The sequence below is a fragment of the Pedobacter immunditicola genome, assembly GCF_037482985.1.
GTDB lineage: Bacteria > Bacteroidota > Bacteroidia > Sphingobacteriales > Sphingobacteriaceae > Pedobacter > Pedobacter immunditicola.
In genome coordinates, this window is sequence record NZ_JBBHKC010000003.1 from 196,750 (window position 1) to 220,098 (window position 23,349).

23 protein-coding genes and 1 pseudogene are annotated in these 23,349 nt (G+C 38.8%); 11 read left to right on the forward strand and 13 right to left on the reverse strand.

Going from position 1 to position 23,349, the window contains the following annotated elements; genetic code table 11:
• Positions 1–23: 23 nt before the first annotated feature.
• Together WG905_RS05880 and WG905_RS05885 are read right to left on the reverse strand one after the other, a co-directional pair.
• On the reverse strand, positions 24–1,169 hold the full coding sequence (locus WG905_RS05880) for a methionine aminotransferase (protein WP_339590780.1): 1,146 nt from the start codon (positions 1,167–1,169) through the stop codon (positions 24–26).
• 2 nt (positions 1,170–1,171) lie between these two features.
• Positions 1,172–2,017 carry a CvfB family protein gene (locus WG905_RS05885; RefSeq protein ID WP_339590781.1) on the reverse strand — a complete coding sequence of 282 codons (846 nt, stop codon included), beginning with the start codon at positions 2,015–2,017 and terminating at the stop codon, positions 1,172–1,174.
• Between the two features lie 248 nt (positions 2,018–2,265).
• On the opposite strand from WG905_RS05885, the pseudogene WG905_RS05890 reads away from it, so the two are divergent.
• Positions 2,266–2,715: pseudogene (locus WG905_RS05890) on the forward strand (zinc-binding dehydrogenase); the annotation flags it as partial.
• A 36-nt stretch (positions 2,716–2,751) separates the two neighbouring features.
• Here the strand turns inward: WG905_RS05890 and WG905_RS05895 are convergent.
• Positions 2,752–3,117 carry a YtxH domain-containing protein gene (locus tag WG905_RS05895; protein ID WP_339590782.1) on the reverse strand — a complete coding sequence of 122 codons (366 nt, stop codon included), beginning with the start codon at positions 3,115–3,117 and terminating at the stop codon, positions 2,752–2,754.
• A gap of 102 nt (positions 3,118–3,219) precedes the next feature.
• On the opposite strand from WG905_RS05895, the gene WG905_RS05900 reads away from it, so the two are divergent.
• The 4 genes from WG905_RS05900 (at position 3,220) to WG905_RS05915 (ending at position 8,032) form a co-directional block, all read left to right on the forward strand.
• A complete protein-coding gene (locus tag WG905_RS05900; RefSeq protein ID WP_339590783.1) occupies positions 3,220–4,371 on the forward strand; it encodes an MFS transporter in 1,152 nt (383 codons plus the stop codon).
• Positions 4,372–4,403: 32 nt separating this feature from the next.
• Positions 4,404–6,830: an AsmA family protein gene (locus tag WG905_RS05905; RefSeq protein WP_339590784.1), complete on the forward strand. Its 2,427-nt coding sequence runs from the start codon at positions 4,404–4,406 to the stop codon at positions 6,828–6,830.
• 121 nt (positions 6,831–6,951) lie between these two features.
• Entirely contained in the window at positions 6,952–7,260 is a 309-nt protein-coding gene (locus WG905_RS05910; RefSeq protein WP_339590785.1) for an RNA recognition motif domain-containing protein, read from the forward strand.
• A gap of 94 nt (positions 7,261–7,354) precedes the next feature.
• Positions 7,355–8,032: a lysoplasmalogenase gene (locus tag WG905_RS05915; RefSeq protein ID WP_339590786.1), complete on the forward strand. Its 678-nt coding sequence runs from the start codon at positions 7,355–7,357 to the stop codon at positions 8,030–8,032.
• A 5-nt stretch (positions 8,033–8,037) separates the two neighbouring features.
• Here WG905_RS05915 and WG905_RS05920 read toward each other — a convergent pair whose 3' ends face one another.
• Entirely contained in the window at positions 8,038–8,442 is a 405-nt protein-coding gene (locus WG905_RS05920) for a hypothetical protein (protein ID WP_339590787.1), read from the reverse strand.
• 110 nt (positions 8,443–8,552) lie between these two features.
• Positions 8,553–11,162: a type I DNA topoisomerase gene (gene topA, locus WG905_RS05925; protein WP_339590788.1), complete on the reverse strand. Its 2,610-nt coding sequence runs from the start codon at positions 11,160–11,162 to the stop codon at positions 8,553–8,555.
• A 255-nt stretch (positions 11,163–11,417) separates the two neighbouring features.
• On the opposite strand from topA, the gene WG905_RS05930 reads away from it, so the two are divergent.
• A complete protein-coding gene (locus WG905_RS05930) occupies positions 11,418–11,927 on the forward strand; it encodes a glutathione peroxidase (RefSeq protein ID WP_339590789.1) in 510 nt (169 codons plus the stop codon).
• Positions 11,928–11,998: 71 nt separating this feature from the next.
• Here WG905_RS05930 and mnmA read toward each other — a convergent pair whose 3' ends face one another.
• The gene (gene mnmA, locus WG905_RS05935) at positions 11,999–13,090 is read right to left on the reverse strand and encodes a tRNA 2-thiouridine(34) synthase MnmA (protein WP_339590790.1); all 1,092 of its coding nucleotides are present in this window, start codon (positions 13,088–13,090) and stop codon (positions 11,999–12,001) included.
• A 399-nt stretch (positions 13,091–13,489) separates the two neighbouring features.
• On the opposite strand from mnmA, the gene WG905_RS05940 reads away from it, so the two are divergent.
• The gene (locus WG905_RS05940; protein WP_339590791.1) at positions 13,490–14,353 is read left to right on the forward strand and encodes a sigma-70 family RNA polymerase sigma factor; all 864 of its coding nucleotides are present in this window, start codon (positions 13,490–13,492) and stop codon (positions 14,351–14,353) included.
• Positions 14,354–14,418: 65 nt separating this feature from the next.
• Here the strand turns inward: WG905_RS05940 and WG905_RS05945 are convergent, their stop codons facing one another.
• The 4 genes from WG905_RS05945 to ribD all read right to left on the reverse strand — a co-directional run bounded on the left by WG905_RS05945 (position 14,419) and on the right by ribD (position 17,441).
• The gene (locus WG905_RS05945; RefSeq protein WP_339590792.1) at positions 14,419–14,733 is read right to left on the reverse strand and encodes a hypothetical protein; all 315 of its coding nucleotides are present in this window, start codon (positions 14,731–14,733) and stop codon (positions 14,419–14,421) included.
• Positions 14,734–14,921: 188 nt separating this feature from the next.
• The gene (locus tag WG905_RS05950) at positions 14,922–15,536 is read right to left on the reverse strand and encodes an IMPACT family protein (protein ID WP_339590793.1); all 615 of its coding nucleotides are present in this window, start codon (positions 15,534–15,536) and stop codon (positions 14,922–14,924) included.
• Positions 15,526–16,389 (reverse strand): EamA family transporter, encoded by an 864-nt coding sequence (locus WG905_RS05955; RefSeq protein WP_339590794.1) that lies wholly within the window; start codon positions 16,387–16,389, stop codon positions 15,526–15,528. Before WG905_RS05955 ends, WG905_RS05950 begins: the two co-directional genes overlap by 11 nt.
• Positions 16,386–17,441, reverse strand: coding sequence for a bifunctional diaminohydroxyphosphoribosylaminopyrimidine deaminase/5-amino-6-(5-phosphoribosylamino)uracil reductase RibD (gene ribD / locus WG905_RS05960; protein WP_339590795.1), 1,056 nt, complete (start codon positions 17,439–17,441; stop codon positions 16,386–16,388). Before ribD ends, WG905_RS05955 begins: the two co-directional genes overlap by 4 nt.
• Positions 17,442–17,489: 48 nt before the next feature.
• Between ribD and prmC the strand changes: the two genes are divergently transcribed.
• Positions 17,490–18,341, forward strand: a complete 852-nt coding sequence (gene prmC / locus WG905_RS05965; RefSeq protein WP_339590796.1) for a peptide chain release factor N(5)-glutamine methyltransferase — start codon at positions 17,490–17,492, stop codon at positions 18,339–18,341.
• Here the strand turns inward: prmC and xerD are convergent.
• On the reverse strand, positions 18,338–19,237 hold the full coding sequence (gene xerD / locus WG905_RS05970) for a site-specific tyrosine recombinase XerD (RefSeq protein ID WP_339590797.1): 900 nt from the start codon (positions 19,235–19,237) through the stop codon (positions 18,338–18,340). The genes prmC and xerD overlap by 4 nt on opposite strands.
• 42 nt (positions 19,238–19,279) lie before the next feature.
• On the opposite strand from xerD, the gene aroQ reads away from it, so the two are divergent.
• Positions 19,280–19,699 carry a type II 3-dehydroquinate dehydratase gene (aroQ, locus tag WG905_RS05975; protein ID WP_339590798.1) on the forward strand — a complete coding sequence of 140 codons (420 nt, stop codon included), beginning with the start codon at positions 19,280–19,282 and terminating at the stop codon, positions 19,697–19,699.
• Here the strand turns inward: aroQ and WG905_RS05980 are convergent.
• Together WG905_RS05980 and WG905_RS05985 are read right to left on the reverse strand one after the other, a co-directional pair.
• On the reverse strand, positions 19,686–20,696 hold the full coding sequence (locus WG905_RS05980; RefSeq protein WP_339590799.1) for a glycosyltransferase family 2 protein: 1,011 nt from the start codon (positions 20,694–20,696) through the stop codon (positions 19,686–19,688). The two genes, aroQ and WG905_RS05980, sit on opposite strands and share 14 nt — an antisense overlap.
• A 1-nt stretch (position 20,697) precedes the next feature.
• A complete protein-coding gene (locus WG905_RS05985; protein ID WP_339590800.1) occupies positions 20,698–21,576 on the reverse strand; it encodes a lysophospholipid acyltransferase family protein in 879 nt (292 codons plus the stop codon).
• Between the two features lie 37 nt (positions 21,577–21,613).
• On the opposite strand from WG905_RS05985, the gene WG905_RS05990 reads away from it, so the two are divergent.
• On the forward strand, positions 21,614–22,225 hold the full coding sequence (locus tag WG905_RS05990) for a WbqC family protein (protein WP_339590801.1): 612 nt from the start codon (positions 21,614–21,616) through the stop codon (positions 22,223–22,225).
• Between the two features lie 4 nt (positions 22,226–22,229).
• Positions 22,230–23,348, forward strand: a complete 1,119-nt coding sequence (corA, locus tag WG905_RS05995) for a magnesium/cobalt transporter CorA (protein WP_339590802.1) — start codon at positions 22,230–22,232, stop codon at positions 23,346–23,348.
• Position 23,349: the final 1 nt, after the last annotated feature.

Here is a 23,349-nt window from a genome sequence, read left to right on the forward strand (position 1 = left end):
CTAAAATTGTATAGGAATTTAAATTATAGTTTAGTTAATGATTCAACGGCTTTTTCGAGTGTTTCTTGCTTTTTTGCAAAACAAAATCTCAGTACATGGCAGTCGGTGTTTCGGCTGTAAAACGCCGAAACTGGAATTGCAGCTACGCCAAAATCCTTAATGAGCCTCGTAGCCAGGTCAATATCACTTTCGTGACCAATTTTTTTGTAAGTTACACATTGAAAATAAGAGCCGCTGCAGGGCAGTAGATCAAATCTGGTGGTAGAAAGCATCGACCTGAAGGCATCCCGCTTTTGCTGGAAGAATGCAGCCAGGTCCATGTAAGTATTGCTGTCTTTAAGGTAATTGGCAATGGCAATCTGCATGGGGGTGTTTACACTGAATACATTGAACTGGTGAATTTTTCTGAATTCCTTCATGAGGAATTCGGGTGCAATGCAATAGCCGGTTTTCCAGCCTGTGGCATGCAGCAATTTTCCAAAAGAAGCAACAATGAATGCTCTTTCACGTAGTTGCGGATACCTGGCGATGCTCAGGTGTTCCCGTCCATCGTAGATGACATGCTCGTAAACCTCATCACTTAAAATCAGGATGTCGGTGTTTTGAGTAAGTTTAATCAGTGCCTGTATGTCTTTCTCCTGTAGTACGCTTCCGGTAGGGTTATGCGGACTATTGATGATGATCATTTTAGTTCTGGCACTGAAGAGTTTTTTGACCATGTCCCAATCAATTGCATAATTGGGCGGAGTCATGACATATGGCTTCACCAGTCCGCCAAACATTCTGATGGTAGGGGCATAACAATCGTAGGCAGGTTCAAAAACAATGACTTCATCGCCAGGATTTATGGCAGCGGCCAAAGCAGTAAAAATGGCCTGTGTGCCACCAGCGGTAACCGTAACTTCGGTTTCTGGATGATAGGATGCCCCATACAAGATGCTTACTTTTTCAGCAATTAATTCCCTCAAAACAGGCAGGCCAGTCATTGGAGCATATTGGTTAAAACCATTCTGCATGGCTTCATGGACCAGCTCGAATAATTTTGGATCACAGTCGTAGTCAGGGAAACCCTGAGAAAGATTGATGGCCTGATGTTCATCAGCCAGTTTAGACATGACGGAAAATATGCTAGTGCCGGTACCAGGTAATTTTGATGGCGTAAATATCATCTTTATTCTGCTTCTTCGTCTTTAAAAATCTTTATCTCATGATCACTAATGGTAATCAATCTGTCTTTATATAACCCGCCAATAATCTTCTTAAAGGCATTTTTACTCAATTTAAAACGATCGTAAATATCTTCTGGTGAACTTTTATCGCCTAAAGCAATTACACCGCCAGCTGCTTTAAGTTCTTCAAGAACAATATTTTTATTATCTAAAATATGACTGTAGCCCATTGGCTGTAAGCTCAGGTCGATTTTTCCATCAACCCTGACTTTCTTGATCCAGCCTTTTCTAATTTCCCCGGGGTGGAGTTCGTCGAAAAGTTCATTTGTATACAATAAACCGATATATTTATTATCTACAATGGCATTAAAACCAAGGTCTGAGCGGTCAACAATCAATAAACTGACCTCATCGCCCTCATCAAGGTCAATATCCTCTTCTTCCACAAAATTCGTTAACCTCGAAGATGCAACCATGCGGTCGTTATTTTTATCCAGGAATACATAAACTACATGTTTATCACCTTTAAACATCGGTCTTTTTTGCTCTTTCTCCGGAACATATACATCTTTATCAATGCCCAGGTCCATAAATACACCGTCTTCCCCATCGTCAACAACGGTTAAATAGGCGAAATCTCCTACGCAGGCATGAGGTCTTTTGGTGGTGGCCATCAGCCTGCCATCTTTATGGACGTATACAAATACATTTATATTTTCTCCTACTTCGGTTTGTGGGGGTACCAGGGTATAAGGTAATAAAACTTCTTTGTCGCCATCTGTTAAGATTAAACCGGGTTCTGTTTTATGAATGATCCTTAAATCGTTGTATTGTCCTATTGCTATCATTTTGTTGTTGTAAAGCCATCCACTTCAATGGCTGTTAATTTAAAATCTAAGGCTGCAATATCGTTATTAATCATAAGCATTGATAAAAGTCAATGAATTATTTTGAGTTTAATCGATGACAGGATTGTGATTATTGAGGGATTAACATTGGTTAATTTTACGGTTTGGTTCATTCCATTAATAACAATCATATAATAATAGCTTCATAATCTATTAAAATAAATATATACCAATGAAACCATCATAAGCTTGCAGCTTTACTTGCGCTGGGAGCTTCAGCGGTTATACCCAGAAAAGAAATGGAGGAGCAAAGTGATCAGATTTGGTTAAAGCCGCGATTTGCTGCAGCCATTGACACCGTTGGGGGGCAGGTATTGGCCACATTAATTAAAAGTTTATCCTATGATGGCGTTGTAACAGCTTGCGGGATGGTAAATGGGGGCGATTTACCAATTACTGTTTTTCCTTTTATTGGCCGAGGAATACAACTGATTGGGATTGACTCTGTTCAACATCCATTGGAAAAACGTGCTGTTGTTTGGGGAAAACTAGCTGGAGACTGGTTGCCAGATACACTTGACCAACTTGCAGAAACAATTGAATTAAGTGAGTTACCGGGAAAAATAGCTTCAATACTTGCTGGACAAATGCAGGGAAGAGCATTGGTAAAACTTCCTAAGAAAATGATAAATGTATAATCCTAACGGCCGGCATTGATTAACCGGCCGGGATTATTAAATGTTCTGAGGGGCATCAGTTGCGGCATTTGGTTCATTTTTGTTGTTGCCTTGCAATGATTCAGAGACCTCTTTAGTTTTCTTTCTTACATCTTCAACTACCTGATCTTTTACTTCTACCGCTTTATCGGTTTCAGATCTTAGTTTGTCTTTCACTGATTGAACTCTGTCTTTAACGCTTTCCGCTAAATCACCGGCTTTGTCAGAAATTTTTCCACGGATATCTGCGCCTCTTTCAGGTGCAAATAGCATTCCTATAACCGTTCCCACTGCAAGGCCCGCTAATAAAGCCACTATGGGCATCGCTGAATCTGTATCTGTTTTGCGTGATACTGTGTCAGATATTAATTTTTTCAATTTCATGATAAGATGTTTTTTTAGTTTTAAGAACAAGTGAAGCCTATATATGTTTTAATTAAAGTAAAATACCTCAAATGCTTACCTTTGATTTTTTCCTGCAGATCGATGATTTCAAAAAATAAACACAGAATATTTTTAAGCCTTTTTTTCTTTATGTCTGGGTTGAGTTTCTCTACCTGGGCGTCACGAATTCCAACTATAAAAACCACTTTTAATTTCAATGAAGCCGAGCTGGGTACTTTACTTTTAGCCTTGCCCATTGGCTCTTTAATTGGCTTGCCGCTTTCAGGTTGGTTGGTGTCCAGGTTCAATAGCAGGGTACCACTGGCTTTTGGTTATGGATTAAATATGGTTTCGCTGGCACTTATCGGTTTTGCGCACAACACGGTTACCCTGGTAGCCGCAGTGATGATTTTTGCCTTTACCACCAGGATCTTCAATATCTCGGTTAACACGCAGGCCATAACTTTACAAAAACAATATGAAAAAAAGATCATCGGTTCTTTCCATGGCTATTGGAGTACTGGGGGAATTGCAGGAATACTTTTGTCAACGTTGTTCCTGGCTTTAAATGTGAATATGCAGATACACTTTATTGTTACTGCTGTTATCGCTTTGGCGATCACCGTTTATTCCTACCAGTTTTTACTAAGGGATGATCGTGTCAAGACTGGTAACAAAATAATATTGAAGAAACCAGATCCCTATATCCTTTACCTGGGGCTGATTGTGCTTTGTTCTGCCATTTGTGAAGGAGGGATGTTCGACTGGAGTGGTATTTATTTTCAGGAAGTCGTTAAAGTGGAGATTTTTACCTACGGTTACCTGATTTTTATGACTTTCATGGCGATTTCCAGGTTCATCTCAGATTTACTGATCGAAAGGATTGGGATGCCTGCTACTTATGTGATGTGTAGTGTATTTATTGCCCTGGGGATTGCGCTTTCCGTAATATTCCCTTATTTCTGGACAGCGATGATTGGGTTTTCGCTGGTCGGTTTTGGTACAGCTGCAGTGGTTCCCATGTCTTATGCACTTGCAGGTGCTTCAAAAAAATATTCTCCAGGACTTGCCATTTCTATTATCGCTACTTATTCCATTACAGGTATGCTTGTTGGCCCTCCATTAATTGGCTACCTTGCCCATGCTTTTGGTTTAAGGGTATCATTCATTGTCTTTGGCTTGTGCGGTTTAATGCTGATCCCTATTTCGAAACTCTTCTTTAACTATAAAAACACTATTGAAAAAACAATATAGGTGTCTCAAACGTTGCTTGTTAAATATCTATAATGCCTCACTGGACGAAAATAGCGCTCAAAATCTTCTCGGTTATTTTAGGATTAATTTTACTTATCTATATTGGCGTTGCAATTTATGTACATGCTAATAAGAAAGACCTATTAGTTTCCATCTCAAAGGAACTGAATAAAGGTCTTAATGGCAGCCTCACCATAGGCGGTATGGACCCTGCATTTTTAAGGGGTTTTCCCGGTGTTTCCATCAAACTGACCCATGTGCTACTAAAGGATAAAAATTGGAGTCATCACAGGCGCACCCTCCTCACTGCAAGAGAAATTAATATTGCCGTTAATCCTCTCGCTTTATTGAGGGGAACCATTCAAATTAAGAAAGCCCAAATTAACCAGGCCGGTATCTATGTTTTCACGGACAGTACAGGCTATAGCAATACAGCTGTGTTTAAGAAAGATGAAAATTTACCAGCAGATAAAGAGGAGAAGAGCAGCATCCCTGAAATTAGAAGGTTTACGCTGGATAATGTGAGTTATATCATTGATAATCAAAAAGGCCACAAATTATTTCAATTTCAGATCAGCCACTTATCCGGAAAAATTGATTATAACGGTTCCGGTTGGGAGGCCGCTTTAAAATTAAAAACCCTCGTTAAAAGTCTTGCTTTTAACACCAGAAGAGGTAGTTTTATGAAAGATAAAGTTTTTGAGGGCCCTTTTCATGTACAGTATGATAATAAAACCAAAGTAGTTAAGGCAGATTGGAAAAAACTTAAAATAGGGAAGGACGATTTCACCATCGCGGCTAAATTCTTTACCGGTGCGGACCCCTGGAGATTTGTAATTAACATCAATACCAAAAGCATTCTTTGGCGTAATGCTTATCAATTGCTGACGCCTAATATCAGTAAGAAACTAAAGCTATTTAATTTAGAAAAACCGATCAGTATCAAATGTAAAATTGAAGGTCATACCGGTGCAGGTGGAAATCCTTTAATCAACGTGGCTACGAGCGTCAGAAATAATATATTAAGGACTCCAGGCGGGGGGATTGTACAGGACTGCAATTTTGATGGTGCTTTCACCAACCGCCATTACAAGGAGCGGGAGATTAATGATGCCAATTCACTCATTAAATTATTTCGCTTTACCGGTACTTATGATGAAATACCGGTAAGAATGGATACTGTTGCCATTGCTAATTTAGAACGACCAGTAGCTTCAGGCTTATTCCAGTCGAATTTTGATATTACCAAACTCAACAAGGTTATGGGTGCGGACCTGTTGAAATTTAGCCATGGAATGGCTGCTGTTAATGTGGCTTACAGGGCTGATATTGTTAACTTTAAACTGACGAAACCTTTTTTGAAGGGTACTGTACTCATCAATGATGCATCGATCAGTTACGTGCCACGGGGGTTAAATTTCAAGCATACAAATGTATCCCTTTTTTTTACCGAAAAAGATCTCCAGATTAAAAACTTAAGGCTACAAAGCGGAAAAAGTGTGCTGAACATGGAGGGGAACATTCAAAACTTCCTTAATCTTTATTATAGTGAGCCTGAGAAAATCTTATTGACCTGGCAAATCAGAAGCCCTGAGATACATTTAGGAGAGTTTTTTGCCTTTTTAAGTCAAAGGAGGCCGGTGACGGTGAAGAAAAAGAAAGCATCAACGACTACGTTCTCTGAGGATCTGAATATGGCTTTTGAAAAAAGTCGTGTTGCCTTATTTTTGGATATCGACAAAGTATTTTACCATAAGTTTATGGCCACTGACGCGCAAGCCGAACTTTACCTTACTCAAGATGGGGTTACGATTGAAAATTTAAGTGTCAAACATGCAGGCGGACAATTAAAATTAAATGGTAGTCTTACGCAAAAGGGGCAGCGTAATGATTTCAATGTGAAATCTGAAATCAGTAATGTGGATATAAAAAAGTTCTTTTATTCCTTTAACAATTTTGGTTTGACCACGCTTACTTCTGAGAACCTTAATGGCTATTTATTTTCCAAAGTCAATATAAAGGGTGCATTGACAGCGCAGGGGAACATTCGGAAGAACTCGATGAACGGGCATGTTATATTTGATTTGAAACGTGGGCAATTGCTTAATTTCAAGCCCCTTGTTGATGTAGGGCAATTTGCTTTTCCTTTAAGAGATTTAAACAATATCACATTCAGAAATTTGAACGGGAAATTTGACATTAATGGGGAGAAAATAAAAATTAACCCCATGAAGATCAATTCGAATATCCTTAATATGGATGTTGCCGGTGTATACTCTCTTGGTAGCGGGACCAACATTGCGCTTGATGTTCCACTGCGGAACCCTAAAAATGATATTGAAATTGATGATAAAGAAGAGCTGCAGAAAAAGCGGATGCGAGGGATTGTGCTACATATTTTAGCAACTGATGGTGAGGATGGGAAAATTAAATTTAAATGGAATAAAAATCGTGATTAATTCAAAAACTATTCTTTTTCAATTTTGTTGATAACTAAAGGAAAAATAATAATATAACTTACACTTACATTGCAAATTAGCCATATATAATGGTTATATTTGAATAAATTTTAAGACATTAATGAAGATATTTATCACAGGCCTTCCTTTAGAAGTAGGGGAAGATGAATTAACAGCCGTATTTGGTGATTTCGGTCAAGTAAAATCACTCAGAATTATCAAGGATCGCGAAACAGGGCAGAGCCGTGGTTTTGGTTTTGTAGAAATGCCAAACGACGAAGAAGCTAAAGAAGCCATTAAAAGAATGAATGGCGGCGATTACAATGGTAACCGTATCAAAGTTGCTGAAGCGCAAGAAAAACCAAACACTGGTGGCAGTGCTGGTGGTGGCTTTAAGCGTAACAACAACAACAGAGAAAGAAGCTATTAATAGCTTTTTTTTATTTGAACTCCACAAATAAAATATATATGACCAGCTGTAATTATTACGGTTGGTTATTTTTTTGATCCATCAAAAAGCCCCTATGTTTAAGCAATATAAGGCTTTCAGTTTGCTGTTCCTGTTAATTTTCATAGTCCAGCTTTTTGTAACGCTATATTCACCTCCCACCTTTGCTATAGTCCTCCAAGCTGGTGTCCTCCTTGCATTGATTGTGTTTTTTGTGCAAAAAACAAAGCTTAAAGGGAGGTTTCATAAACGCTTATTTACAGGTTTCGTGTTTACCTTGTTAAGCGGAATACTGCTGCTGTTTCCGTCTGTACCTTCAATTTACAGCTGGACTTGTTTTCTGTTGGTACATTTATTTTATATCAGGGCTTTCTATCTTGATTTCAGATCTGCGCAGGAGCTGGATAAAAAAAACGCACGCAGTGCTATTCTTGCCTGTACTGTATTGGGTATGGGTTTTTACATCTATTTAAGACCTTTTTTAGAATCATTACGTTTACCATTGATGCTGTTTACATTCGTTAGCTGCATGATGCTGATGATGGCCGTATTTAGAAATTTACGGGTAAATCAAGAAAGTTTTAATTTGATCTTTGCCGGGGTATTGCTATTTGTATTATCAAATAGCTTATTGGCGCTACACCTGTTTACAGGTTCTTTTCCATTAGCAGAGTTGTGGATCACGTCAACCTATCTGGCTGCACAATACTTCATCGTAAAAGGAGGGGTGGAACGTAAACTGCTAAACAACTAGCGTGTTTATTTGATCATGACACCAGGTTTATTAACCAATGGTATTTTAATTAAGTTTTCGTCTACGATGCTCTCCGGGAGAAAGATGAATTTTTTATCGTATATCGTTTTTCCTATATAATAACTCAACCAATACTCGTTGGTAAGTCCGAATACTTCTGTAGCGATGGCCTCAACGCCTGTAAACGACTGCGGTGGCATATCTCCTAAGAAGTGTCTTAACACGGAGGTTTTTACAGGTTTTCCTTCTTTTTCACCATAACCTTTTGAACTGATCAAAACATTGGTAATGGGTTCGTCCTTTAGATTAACGAGGTATACGGTCCAGTTTTTAACTTCAGGTGTTTCGTCAACCAGCACAACTGCCATTGCGACATCCTCAACTATATTTTCTGGAAGGTCTTTTTTCATCAGTATATAAAATGTTTTTTAAAGGTGATGAAGCTATAGCTTGATAGCTTCATCACTGTATATGTTCGTGATTATAAACAGTTATTTTCCTGGTGTTAATTCTTAAATGGTTAACTTTTCTTCGTTACAACTTTCTTGACTGCTGGTTTTTTTGCTGCCGGTTTTTTTGCCGCTGGTTTTTTAGCCGTTGCTGCAGTTTTACTTACCGCCTTTTTCTTAGCTTTTACTTCAAAAGCATTAGGCACCTGTTCCACGATCAGTTTTTTAACATCTTCCAAAGAAACTTCCTTTAAATCTTCCTGCGTGTATTTTTCACCGGTAGCAGGATTTTTTCCAAGTTTCAGCATTTCCTTGCCGAAGCGGATAAAAGGTCCCCATCTACCATTTTCAATTGCAATTTTTTCTCCAGGCCATTGTTGAATATACCTGTTGGCTTCTTTTTCTATTTTTTTACCAATAAGTTCTTCAATCTCTATATCACTCAAATGGTCAAAGTTGTAAGCTTTAGGTACATTAATAAATAGATCATTCCATTTGATAAAAGGACCAAAGCGGCCAGTACCTTTGGTAACAGGGAGCTCCTGGTAGTGTGCAACAGGTGCGTCGGCAAGGATCTTTTCGTCTATAATCTCTACAGCGCGGTCTTTATCTATGGATAGCGGGTCTTCATTTTTAGGAACAGAAATATAGGCTTCTCCCCATTTTACATAAGGACCGAAGCGGCCAACACCAACAGAAACTTCTTTCTCCTGGTAATCTTCTAATTGAAAAGGCAGCTTAAATTGCTCAAGCGCTTCATCAAGTGAAATTGTAGCTACCGACTGTGTTTTCGAAAGACTGGCATAACGTGGCTTTTCCTCATCCTCCAGCTGACCAATTTGTACCAGTGGTCCATATTTACCAACTTTGACATAAACATTCTTACCTGTCACCGGATCAAGGCCTAACAAACGTTCGCCATTTGCTCTTTCGGCATTTTCCAAGGTAGTTTCTACTTCCTTGTGGAACGGGGTGTAGAAGGAGTGGAGCATTTTAGTCCATTCCTGCAAACCCTGCGCAATTTCATCAAATTCCTTTTCTACATTGGCAGTAAAGTTGAAATTGACAATATCTTTAAAATGTTCTACTAAAAAGTCATTGACTACTTCACCAATATCTGTAGGGAAGAGCTTATTCTTTTCAGCACCGGTAATTTCTGTTTTTATCTGTTTATGTACCGCACCATTTTGTAACACCAGTGACGTAAAGTCGCGCGGCTTACCTTCCTTTTCCCCTTTAATCACATAACCACGATTTTGAATAGTGGAAATGGTAGGCGCATAAGTAGAAGGACGGCCAATACCAAGTTCTTCTAGTTTTTTAACCAGGCTAGCTTCAGTATATCTTGCTGGTGGGCGCGAGAAACGCTCGGTAGCATTCATCTCTTTTAATGCAAGCGATTGCCCTTTAGCCAGCGGCGGTAACATATTGTCATTGTCTGTATCTTCCTGCTCATCATCGTCGCTGGATTCCAGGTATACCTTTAAGAAACCATCGAATTTCATTACTTCACCTTCCGCAACCAAATGTTCATCACGGGTGCTGACTGCTATATGCGCTGTTGTTTTCTCAAACACGGCTTCGCTCATTTGTGACGCAATAGCTCTTTTCCAAATCAGGTCATAGAGCCTCTGCTCGGAACTATCTCCGGAAATGGTATGCGTACTGAAGTAAGTTGGTCTGATGGCCTCATGCGCTTCCTGAGCCCCAGCAGACTTAGTTTTATAAGTCCTCGTGTGAAGATATTTCTCTCCCCAGGCTGATTTGATCTCACTGGATGCTGCGTGGATTGCCGTTTCAGATAAGTTGACGGAATCGGTACGCATATAAGTGATCTTTCCACTTTCGTACAGCCTTTGTGCTACCTGCATTGTCCTGGAAACGGAGAAACCAAGTTTCCTTGAAGCTTCCTGTTGTAAGGTTGATGTGGTAAAAGGTGCTGCTGGGTTGCGTTTTGCGGGTTTAGTTTCTAGCTGACTGATTTTAAAGGAAGCTGCGATGCAGTCCTGAAGAAACTTCGCTGCATCATCTTCCTTTTCAAATCGCTGTGGAAGTTCAGCCTTTACAAGTTCTTTTCCGTTTTCTGTATTAAAAACAGCACTTATTTTAAAGGCTGCAGTGGATTGAAATTTGTTGTATTCTCGTTCGCGGTCAACAATTAACCTAACAGCGACAGATTGAACCCTACCTGCAGATAAAGATGGTTTTATTTTTTTCCAAAGCACTGGTGATAGCTCAAAACCAACCAACCTGTCTAGAACACGCCTTGCCTGTTGTGCATACACCAGGTTATAATCAATACCCCGAGGGGTATCAATTGCTTTAAGGATAGCAGGTTTAGTAATTTCATGGAAGACTATGCGCTTGGTCTTGTCTTCTTTTAAACCAAGTGTTTCATATAAGTGCCATGAAATTGCTTCTCCCTCGCGGTCCTCATCGGAGGCGAGCCATACCATTTCGGCATTTTTAGCTAGTTTCTTTAACTCGGCAACAATTTGCTTTTTATCAGGTGGCACCTCATAAGTCTGACTGAAATTATTAGCTATATCAATCCCCATATCTCCTTTAACCAGGTCACGGATATGTCCATAACTCGACTTTACAAGGAAATCTTTACCCAAATACCCCTCAATGGTTTTAGCTTTTGCGGGTGATTCTACTATTAATAAATTCTTAGCCATTCAGAACGTTTTTCTGCAAATAAAGCTATAAAAAGCGCTAAAATCAAAATAGAATCCATTTTTTTATGAATCTTCAAATTCAAATGACTTAACTTTTAACTCAAATTCACATGTATTTATACAATTTGAGAATCCTTAAATGCAGTCCTAAACTTGCCTGATACTTGAATCTATCTCAATTTTTTCTATTTATTTAATAGCTGATTATCTTCCAAAATATATTATTAAATTAGTAATCTATTAAATCATATAGTTATGAATGTACTTTTAGTTTTATTAAGCTTGATTTTTATGAACCCTCCAAATGTTCATGATTATACCATCAAAACCATTGATGGCAAGCAGATCAAGTTATCGCAGTTTCGAGGGAAAAAGATATTGATTGTTAATACCGCATCCAAATGTGGGTATACCCCGCAATATGAAGAATTAGAAAAGTTGCATAAGCAATACGGAAAAGAAGTAGTATTGATTGGATTTCCGGCGGGTGATTTCGGCGGACAAGAGTTAGCAACCAATGCAGAGATCAAGGAGTTTTGTAAAAAGAATTTCGGTGTTACATTTTTGATGAGTGAGAAAGTAAGTGTGAAAGGTGATGATATCAATCCGTTATTTAAGTACCTGACTTCAGCTAATAATCCGGATTTCAAAGGTGACATCAAATGGAACTTTGAGAAGTTTTTAATCAATGAAAAAGGTGAACTGGTACACCGTTACAGGTCGGGCGTAAAGCCACTAGACCCGGTGATTATCAAAAACCTGTAATCATTCGTTCTTCAATAAAAAAGGCTCCTCAAGGAGCCTTTTTTATTGAAGTTGATTTGCCGACACTTCTTTTAGCAAAGAAATCCACCTCCAAGTAAGTCATTTCCTTCATAAAAAACTGCAGACTGGCCTGGAGCAATTGCGGAAACAGAATGGTCGAATACAACCCTCATTTTATCTTTCTCCTGAACGATGGTACTCAACATACCCGCATCTTTGTAGCGGATCTTAGTGATCACATTATCCATTGGGTCATTGATGTTCTCATATTTCACCAGGTTGATATTTCTCACCAGCGCTTCTCCACGTTCCAGTTCATCGGCCCTGCCTAAAACCACCGTATTGCTTTCCGGTAAAATCTGGGTAACAAACATCGGCTCTCCAAAGGCGATGCCTAAACCTTTCCTTTGTCCGATGGTATAAAATGGATAACCCTTATGTTGTCCTACCACCATCCCATTACTCAAAATGAAATTACCACCGGCAACCTTTTCTTCAAGATTCTCCACTTTATGTTTCAAAAAGGCGCGATAATCATTATCAGGGACAAAGCATATTTCATAGCTTTCGCTTTTCTTTGCTAGTTCTTCCTGACCCATATCCAAGGCCATTTGTCTGATTTCAGATTTAGCAAAGGAGCCTAAAGGGAACTGTGTACGGGCAAGGTTCTCCTGTGATACACCCCACAACACGTAAGATTGATCTTTATTTTCATCAAACCCTTTAGAAATCACGTACCTGCCACTATCTTGCTGCCTGATGTTAGCATAATGACCGGTAGCGATAAACTCACAGTCCAGTTTATTGGCGCGTTTTAACAAAGCCTCCCATTTGATGTGTGTATTACACAGTACACATGGGTTAGGGGTGCGTCCGGCTAAATATTCATCGACAAAATTATCGATCACATAGTCGCCAAATTCATCCCTTATATCTAAAATATAATGTGGGAAGCCGTAATTAACCGCAAGGGTTCTTGCATCATTGATACTGTCAAGACTGCAGCAGCCAGTTTCTTTACCACTCGTACCTGAAGTTGCATAATCCCAGGTCTTCATGGTCAGGCCAATAACTTCATAACCTTGTTCGTGTAGCATTACTGCTGCTACAGAACTATCCACACCGCCACTCATGGCTACTAAAATTCTGCCTTTTTTACTCATTGTATTATAATCTGATACAAAAGTAAATGTTTTAAAACAAAGATTGCCCCTGTAGGCGTCAATGGCTTGTAAAAAGGGCTAAATCATAAATTAAAACTATTTTCTTTTGTTTTCTTCGTTTGAAATAAATATTTAAAGAGAAAAAATTAACAATAAATAATCTTCAGTTAAAATAATTAATAAAAATTAATAATTAGTCCAGAAGTGCCGTAAAGGCATTAATTTAATATTTATGAATGAAATTGATTTTACTATTTTGAAATGTTGATTATTGTTTTAATATTTGCTTAAGCCAATTAATTATAGTTTTTAAACCATAGAGTATTCTTTTGGTTAAAACCATCGAAGTAATTGGCTGAGGCTGGTTAAAAGAATAATGGAAATATAAAAACGAAATTTATGAGGCAATTAAAAATTGGACAAACCATTACAAGCAGGGATTCCGCATCTTTAGATAAGTATTTAAATGATATTGGGAAAATAGATTTATTAAGCATAGAAGAGGAGAGTGTATTGGCCAAGAGAGTCAGGGAGGGTGACTTAAGGGCCCTTGATCTGCTGGTGAAATCCAATTTAAGATTCGTTGTTTCCGTAGCAAAGAAGTACCAGCACCGGGGTATGGCGTTAGGTGATTTAATAAACGAGGGTAACCTGGGGTTGATTAAAGCAGCCCAAAGATTCAATGAAACCAAAGGATTTAAGTTTATTTCGTTTGCGGTATGGTGGATCAGACAATCCATTTTACAGGCCCTTTCTGATCAGACCCGAATTGTGAGATTACCTTTAAATCAAATTAGTTCCATCACGAAAGTAAATAAAGCGACTTTATCCCTTGAACAGGATTTAGAAAGAAGTCCTTCTCCTGAAGAGTTATCAGAATTTATGGATGTGGATCTTGACAAGATTGAGGAATATTTAAGTATTGCCAGGATGCCTGTATCTTTAGATGCTGTGACGAGTGAAGAGATCGGAAGTACTTTATTGGATACGCTTCACGATGATAATCCTGGTGCAGATCATATGCTGATGTTAGACTCTTTTAATGATGATATCAGGAAAATCCTCATGACATTGCCACTGCGTGAAAGAAACATCATCATTTTATATTTTGGTCTGGGAAATGCTGAGCCGATTATACTTGAAGAAATTGCATTACTCAATGGCTTAAGCAAAGAAAGGGTGAGACAGTTAAAGGATAAGGCATTGAAGGAATTGAAAAGAAGAGCCCGAAGCTTTAAAAATAATATATTAAACAATGATTAGAATGGCCTGAGAGACCCGTTATAGTTCGATGATTGGGGCTGGTGAGAACCGGCCCCTTTTTTATTTTATACAAATGCAGGTACTGCATCGGGATCGTTTCCCTGAATTTGATTTCTTCTGACTTCAGCAAGTTCTTTAGGCCTTCGTGCCAGTAAATTTATGCCTGTTGTGCCGTTGTATAACAGGAAACTACCAAGTAATATTTCTTGAATAGCCATTACTGGAGATTTGAAAGCAGTTTTAATTCCTCTTTGTAAAATATAAACACCTGCTACTATAGAAATTAACCTTTTGCCTGCGTCCATTTCTCTAGCTTCTTCTATGTTCAGTAAAAGTTTTCCAGTAAGAATCGTGAGTTTATGAGTTAAAGTTGACAACATCTTTTAAATTTTAATGATTAATAATTCAACACTTTTTAAGGTGTTTTGTTTGTTTAAAATTAAAACTCGAAGCGCTGTCCATTATATATTCATTCGCAAGGGGCTAAATTTAGAGCGCCTGTATGATTACTTTTCGGACGATCTGTTGTGGCTTTTTACTGTTGTGGCTTTACTAAGACGAGGTAAAATTAGATGGTGCCAATATATTCAGCCTTCAGCGTATCAATTGCTTCCAGCTGTGTCAATACTTTGTTGAGTTTAGATTTTCTAACTTCTAAATCAATACGACAGACGGTATCAAAAGATTGGTTATGAATAGTTATTTCTTCTTCCTTTATAGTTCTCATCACTTCATTCATACTTAAATAATCAAAAGTAATCCTATAGCAATCATTAACTGTTTTATCTATGATTTCAGCATTGTTGATAGATTCGATCGTTGCATTTTTATAAGCGTTGATTAAACCCGGCACCCCTAGCAAAGTGCCGCCGAAATACCTCACGACTACAATGAGTATGTTAGTTAGATCTGTAGATAGCAGGGTGTTAAGTATTGGCCGGCCTGCTGTTCCGGAAGGTTCGCCGTCGTCGTTAAACCGGTGAACACTCCTGTCTGGACTTAGCCGTAGGGCCCAGCAAAAATGCCTGGCTTTGGTATGTTCTGCACGAAGTTTCGCAATGATCGGCTTAACCTGGTCCTCATTTATTAGCGGGAAAGCATAAGCAATAAATTTACTGCCTTTGTCTTTAAATATACCTTCTGAAGGATTTTGAATTGTTTTATAGGTGTCCTCAAAGAGCATAAATCTGGGATAAAGTAATGATTAAGATTGATCCAAGCGCTAAAGTCAGACCCACGTAGTTGACCTTGCTGAATTTTTCTTTAAATAAGGTAATGCCAATCACACTACCTAGAATGATTACACCAATATTCATTGCCGCGAATACGGTAGAAGGCTGTTGAGCCAGGGCTTGATGTGCTTTAAGGTAGAACAAGATATTTCCAAAATTGAACAAGCCGAGTATCCCTCCGAAAAGAAGGTTAACAAGTGCAATTTTTTGATTTTTATAAAATACCTCATAAAAAATAGATAAAATTGACACCAGGAAAGCAATAGCGAAAATAAGGATCAGGGAAGTTGTATAAGGAATAGCTTGTGCTTGTGCTAGTTTCTTAAATAAGATATCTATTACGCCAAAGCCCAGGAAAACCACGATTGCATAAAACCAGTTTGCCGTAGTCTTGTTTCCTTTTTGTTTTTTAACAAGTGTTAACAGAATGGCTAATAATCCTAAAAATAAACCGAACAATTTAAGGTTACTCATCTGTTCATGGAATATGAAGTAAGCAGCTAATATGGGAATGAACAGGGACAACCTTTGTGCGATGTCACTTTTCACAATGCCTATGTTTTTTATGGATGCTGCTAGAAACCAAAATATCACCGGCAATAGAATTCCTAAGGCGATGTATATCGGGGAGGGGACAGCCACAAGGTCACTGACCTGAGGCTTGAAGAAAAAGCAGCCTAAGATGATAGCAAAGAGGTAATTCCAGGTAACAGTTTGTATGATGTTAATTTTATACCGGCGTGCAAGCTTTAACAGGACAGCAACCGTAACGCTGCAACAAATACTAATAAGGATATAGATCATTTGTCTTCCCAGTTTTTATAAATGATAAGTTTATCAAGATTGATGGGTACTATTCCCGTAATCTGGCCATTGATCTGGGGGGCATGAACCCCCGTTTGCCAGTTTTTTGAAGAACTGAAAACCCGGGCTTCATCCCAGAGCCGTGCGGAAATAAATTGATTAAGTATGTTGGCGCCGCCTTCAATAATCACAGATTGTATATCCATTAAATACAATTGGTAGGCTATTTTTTGAGGTAAATAATATTTCATATCCTCCATCTGCACATAATGGATATTTTCAATGACTTCTGTATTAACTTCATTGAATATAATGGTCCGGGCAGCGTTATTAAAAATATGTTTATCCAACGGTATATCCAGGTTTCTGTCAATCACTAGCCTGATGGGATTTTTTCCATCCCAATCCCTGGTCGTGAGTTGAGGATTATCAGCGATGACTGTCTGTTTACCTACAAGAATAGCATCTTCTTCGGTACGCCATTTATGAACCATCTTTTTAGCTAGTGCTGTGCTGATCCATTCCTTGGCTGGCTTTAAAGGTGAAAAATAGCCGTTAGCCGTTTGAGCCCATTTTAATATGATATAGGGACGCTGTTTTTCAATTCTTGTGAAAAATCGTCTGTTCAGCTGCCGGCATTCTTCTTCTAAGATGCCTTGCTTAATGTCGATTCCGGCATTCAATAACCTGGCTATTCCTTTTCCATCCACATCCGGAAATGGATCCTTGTTGCCTATCACCACTTTTTTGACCTGATGTTTTATCAAAAGGTCAGCACAAGGCGGCGTTTTGCCAAAATGTGCACAAGGCTCAAGACTTACATATACAGTGGCGTCTTTTAAGAGCGAATTTGCCTGATCGCCGTATTTCTCAAAAACTGATTTTACGGCATTCACCTCGGCATGTGCATCTCCGATTTTTGCGTGAAATCCCTCACCAATGATTTTATGATCCTTAACGATTACACAGCCCACCATGGGATTTGGACTAACCGAAGCGATTCCTGTTTCGGCCAGTTCCAGACATCGTTTCATATATAATTCGTCTGTCATTACCGCAAAAGTAAGGTATATTGTTTGATTTAGTTACTTTTACAACGCATGAATTTCAAAGCTTTAAAGGAATATTTTATCAGTGAAATGACCGGTTATGAAGAGCCTCAGGAGGCCCTTGCCTTATTTTATATGACCGTTGAGCATGTTTCCGGTATGGGAAGGGGCAAGCTGTCGCTTCATCAGGAATTAGAGGTAAAACCTGAGGAATTTAATGCCTGCCAGGAAATTATTAAACAACTACAACAACGAAAACCAATTCAATATATATTCAAGGAAGCCCATTTTTATGGCCTCACTTTCCATGTTGATCCTGCTGTGTTAATTCCACGGGCAGAAACGGAAGAACTCGTAGACTGGATACTCAATGAAGTCAAACCGAGAATTCACAGGGGTGCATTACTGGATATCGGAACGGGCAGTGGTTGTATTGCTATCTCCTTGAAAAAGCATATGGAAGAGTGGGCTGTCTATGCGATGGATATTTCTGCTGCTGCCTTAACGGTTGCACGTCAGAATGCGGAAAAAAACAAAGTGCAGGTAGAATTTATTGAAGCTGATGTACTCCGTTATTCCAGAGATCAACAGTTTACGGTGATCGTCAGCAATCCACCTTATGTTAAAGAGGACGAAAAACAAGCCATGCATGCAAATGTGCTGGACAATGAACCTCATTCCGCGCTCTTTGTGAGCAACCATAACCCGTTAATTTTTTACAAAGCCATTGCTGAACTGGCATCAAAAAATCTGGAGAAACATGGCTATCTGTTTTTTGAGATCAATGAATATTTAGGTGAAGAAACGGTAGCGATGTTGTATGCTATGGGCTTTAATGATATCGTGTTAAGGAAAGATATGCAGGGAAAAGACAGGATGATCTGTTGCCGTAAAGGAGACTAGCTCCTGGGATGATGCTGGGTGATGACCGAACGCAGGTAATCCCGGTCAATGTGTGTATATATTTCTGTTGTGATAATGCTGGAATGGCCAAGCATTTCTTGTACGGCACGCAAATCTGCTCCACCTTCCACCAGGTGTGTGGCAAAGGAGTGCCTTAAAGTGTGCGGACTGATGTTCTTTTTTAAACCAATCTTTTCGGCAAGACTTTTAATGATGGTAAATATGGAGATGCGCGATAATTTTGTACCCAGGCGATTTAAGAAGATGAAATCTTCATTGCTTTTTTTGATTTTCGAATGTACCCTCACCGTGGTTAAATAAAGGTTGACCATTTTCAGGGCCGTGGCCCCAATTGGCAGCAGCCGTTCTTTATTACCTTTTCCCTTTACTTTTATATATTCCTCTTCTATATTTAAATCCGAAATACGTAGCGTGCATAATTCGGACACCCTTAAGCCGCAACCGTATAAGACTTCAACGATTGCCTTGTTGCGCATACCCTCGTCTGTCGAGGCATCAATCGCAGCGATCAGCTCATTAATTTCGTGAATGCTAAGGCTTTCCGGGAGTTTTTTATTAAGGCTAGGTGCTTCCAGAAGTGCGGTGGGATCTTCAGTGATAATTCCTTCAATGAGCAGGAAGCCAAAATAAGATTTTAAACCGGAAATAACCCTGGCTTGGGTACTCGGTGCTATACCAAATTCATTTAGCCATTTAAGAAAGGTTTTAAGGTCAGTAATACAAATTTCTTTAGCCTCTTTTTTAACATGAATCACCTCAAAGAATTGTATAAGCTTGTTGACATCGTTTAAATAAGCTTCGATGGAATTGTCTGAAAGCGCCCGTTCCAGTTTCAGAAAGATCCTGAATTCTTTTAAGTAGGGATTGATGATCACAAAAATTTTATTCTGTAAGTTTTTACTGTTAAGTTTGGAAGGATGAAGATACAAATTATTAATGGACCAAATTTAAACCTTTTAGGGGTACGGGAGCCGGGAATCTATGGCGACAAAAGTTTCGAAGCCTATCTGCAACAACTGAAATCAAAATATCCGGAGGTGGTCATTGACTACTTTCAAAGTAATGTGGAGGGAGAACTCATCAATAAATTGCATGAAACAGGCTTTTCAGTTGATGGAATCATTTTAAATGCCGGTGGTTATACGCACACTTCTGTGGCACTTTCTGATGCCATTGCAGGTATCAATGTTCCTGTCATTGAGGTTCATATATCAAATATATATGCAAGGGAAGAATACAGGCATGTTTCTTTAACAGGCAAAAACTGTAAGGGCGTATTAACCGGTTTCGGGATGGATGGTTACCGACTGGCTATGGAGAGTTTTATAAATCCCTGAACCGTTTAATTTTCTTGATAAAGAACTGATAGACAATGCTGGAATGGTATACACCCTGATGCTGCTGGAAGGGTATCTGCTTTCCAGCCCTTTTTTTTCGGGTCTGATTGAAGTTCTTGAAAAAGTTTACATGGGCTTTGGAAACTGCCCATGCAAATTTGGATTCCCCTTTAGCCAGAAAATGTAATAAGGCAGCAAAATCAAGGAAGAATCGGACAAAGATCAAGCAGAATGCTTCAAATGAAGGCAGGTTTTTTTGCATGATCATCAAGTTGTTCCGGAAGTTTAAATAGGTTTTATAAGGGTTAGTGGCATTTAAGGAACCACCACCAACATGGTAAACTTCGGCATCCGGGCAATACATCACCTTAAAGCCGAGGTTTTTTAATCTCCAGCACAAATCAATTTCTTCCATATGCGCAAACAAGGCCGCATCTAAACCACCTGCTAGTTTCCAATATTTACTTTTTATAAAGAGGGATGCACCACTGGCCCAGAAAATTTCAATCGCATCGTTGTATTGGCCACTATCGGTTTCCACGGTATCAAACATTCTACCACGACAAAAAGGATAAGCAAATTGATCTAAGAAGCCACCTGCCGCCCCGGCATACTCATATTTCGATTTATCAGACTGCCATTTTATTTTCGGTTGAGCAGCGGCTATCTGCTCGTCGCTTTCCATTAAATCAATTACCGGTTGTATCCAGTTTGCAGGAACTTCCACATCAGAATTTAACAGGACGAAATAATCCGCCTCCACCTGTGCAAGAATTTTGTTGTAACCATCAGCAAAGCCATAGTTATGGTCATTCTCAATAATCCGGACCTGCGGGAAAGCCGACCGGATATAAGCTACTGAAGTATCTGTTGAACAATTATCACCAACTACCACCTGAAGGTTTTGGTAGTTAGAACTGACTACCCCAGGTAGAAACTTTTCTAATAGTGTTTTTCCATTCCAGTTGAGAATGACGACGGCTACACTTGGATTCATATTAGTTGATTTCTGGTTTGTGTTTCCATCTTCTATGACTCCATAACCAATATTGGGGTGTTGCATTAATGTTATCTTCTAAAATTTTAAATTGCGCCGATGTAATCTCGTGTTCTTTAGCTTCTTTGGCATGGTCTGTAATGCGGATACAGTCAACTTCATAATACCCCCGTTTCAAGACCTTCACCTTCAGGTAATATACCGGGCGATTGGTTTGAACGGCAATTTTTTCGGCTCCGGAAAAAACTGTTGTCGGTTGGTGTAAAAAAGTAAGCCAATGATTAGTGGGGTCTTTAACCGGTGTCTGGTCTGATGCAAAACAAAATACCGATGTTGTTTTCCTGGAACCTGCAACTGTGCGGAGTGTTTGTTTCATGGCCACAGGTGTGTTCCCAAACCGGGTACGCATGTTATAAAACCATTTTTCGAATACCTTATTGTTTAAAGGCTTGTAAATAACATATTTTGTTTCAGAGAGATTTAATCCGAAAGCGAGCATTCCCCATTCCCAATTACCATAATGTGCAGAGCAGGCAATCACACTTTCGCCTTTTTGTAAATGTTCTTCTATCTGGTGTAAATTGGTGAATTTATAGCGTTTATTTAATTCCTCTTTTGAAATAAAGGGCGTTTTTATGATTTCAACGATCAAATCACATAAATAGCTATAATATTTTTTTTCTATAGCGATGATTTCGTGGCTATTTTTTTCTGGAAAGGAGTTTTGTAGATTTTCCCTCACTACTTTCCTTCTGTAGCCGGTTACATAATATAGGATGTAATAAATAACATTTGAAAAGCCATACAATACGGGTAATGGAAGTAGGGCTAAGCCGTATAAAAAATATATCCCAATATAAGAAAACCCCTTTTTTATCATTAATTTGGCAAATTAAGAATGCAAACATAGTTAACAAATGCAAAGCCACGCAATATTTCCTCTTTTTTATCTTCCTCCGGTTAGTTATTTCTCTGCTTTACAAGCGCATGATTTTGAATTTATAATTGAGGCATATGAGCACTTTCCGAAACAAACTTACCGCAACAGGACAACTATCTCGTCGCCCAACGGCAGTTTAGATATGTATATCCCGGTTGTAAAAGGCTCGAAAGTGCATACGGTTGTTAAAGACGTTAAAATTAGTTATGATGCTAAATGGCAACGGCTACATTGGTTAAGCATGCAGAACTCGTATCGTAATTCTGCCTATTTTGAGTATTATGAAGATGAATTAGCACCATTTTACCATCAAAAATTTGACTATCTTTTTGACTATAATCTTGAATTATTTGAATGGGTATTGAAGAAATTAAAAAAGACAACTCCAATTACTTTTACAGCGGAGTATGTTAAGGATGTAAGTCCGCAGGCAGATTTTAGAGATAAGTTGAGTTTCAAAAATCCAGCGCTAGAATTTCCAGCAAAGCCGTATTTCCAGGTATTCGAAGACAGGAATGGCTACCTGTCAAATTTAAGTATCTTAGATTTATTGTTTAGCCAGGGACCACAAGCAAAATTATTCCTTTAGTTTTATGGCTAAAAATAAAAAAGACAGGAAAAAGAGAAAACACCTTGCTGTACCTGAGGCTGGTACCAGCCCGGGATCTGTTTATATTGATGCAACTGCCTTTAAACCCATCATTACTATTCATAGTTTCAATGCTGAAGAATATATCATTGACCAAGTCAGCAACCTTCAAGGATTGAAAGACCGCATTTCCAGTTCAAAATATACTTATTGGATTGATATCAAAGGGTTAAAATCATCTTCCTTGTTTGAAGTGCTGAAGGTAGATTTTAATATCAATAAACTCGTGCTGGAGGATATTACCCGGACATACCAGCGTCCGAAAATTGAAGAATATGACGGCTACGTTTTTGCGGTGAGCAGGTTACTGTCTTTGAATGAGAGTGATATTCTGGAAAATGAGCAGGTAGCATATATCCTGATGAGAAATGCCTTGTTTACTTTCCAAGAGGGTTATGAAGAATGCCTGAAACCCGTTCATAATCGTTTAAGAATAGGGCGGGGGAATATCAGGACCTCTGGGAGCAGCTACCTGATGTACGCCATCATGGATGTTCTTATTGACCAATACTTCGTGATATTAAATAATATCGGAGATAGCCTGGATGATATAGAAGATCGGTTGCTTGAATCACCGGATCGTATGATCATGTATGACCTTCAGGCAATTAAACGTAATTTAATCAATATCAGGAGGGTAGCCTGGCCTGAGAGAGATAAGTTAAATGACCTATTAAGAAGCGATAGTCCCTTAATTACCGATCAAACAAAAATGTTTGTCAAGGACGCTTATGATCATTGTATTCAGTCAATTGATATGGTTGAATCCTTAAAAGAGATTTCGGCAAGCAACCTGGATATGTACCTTTCCATCATCAGCAACCGGATGAATGAGATCATGAAAGTGCTGACCATTGTGTCATCCTTATTCATTCCATTAACTTTTATTGCAGGTATATACGGTATGAATTTTGCAAAACAAGACCCGGTAACGGGCAAACTAATGCCCGCAAACATGCCTGAATTGTATGCTGAGCACGGATATATATATACTGTAGTTTTTATGGTGCTGATAGCGCTTGCACAGCTGTTCTATTTTTGGCGGAAAGGGTGGTTCAAATAAT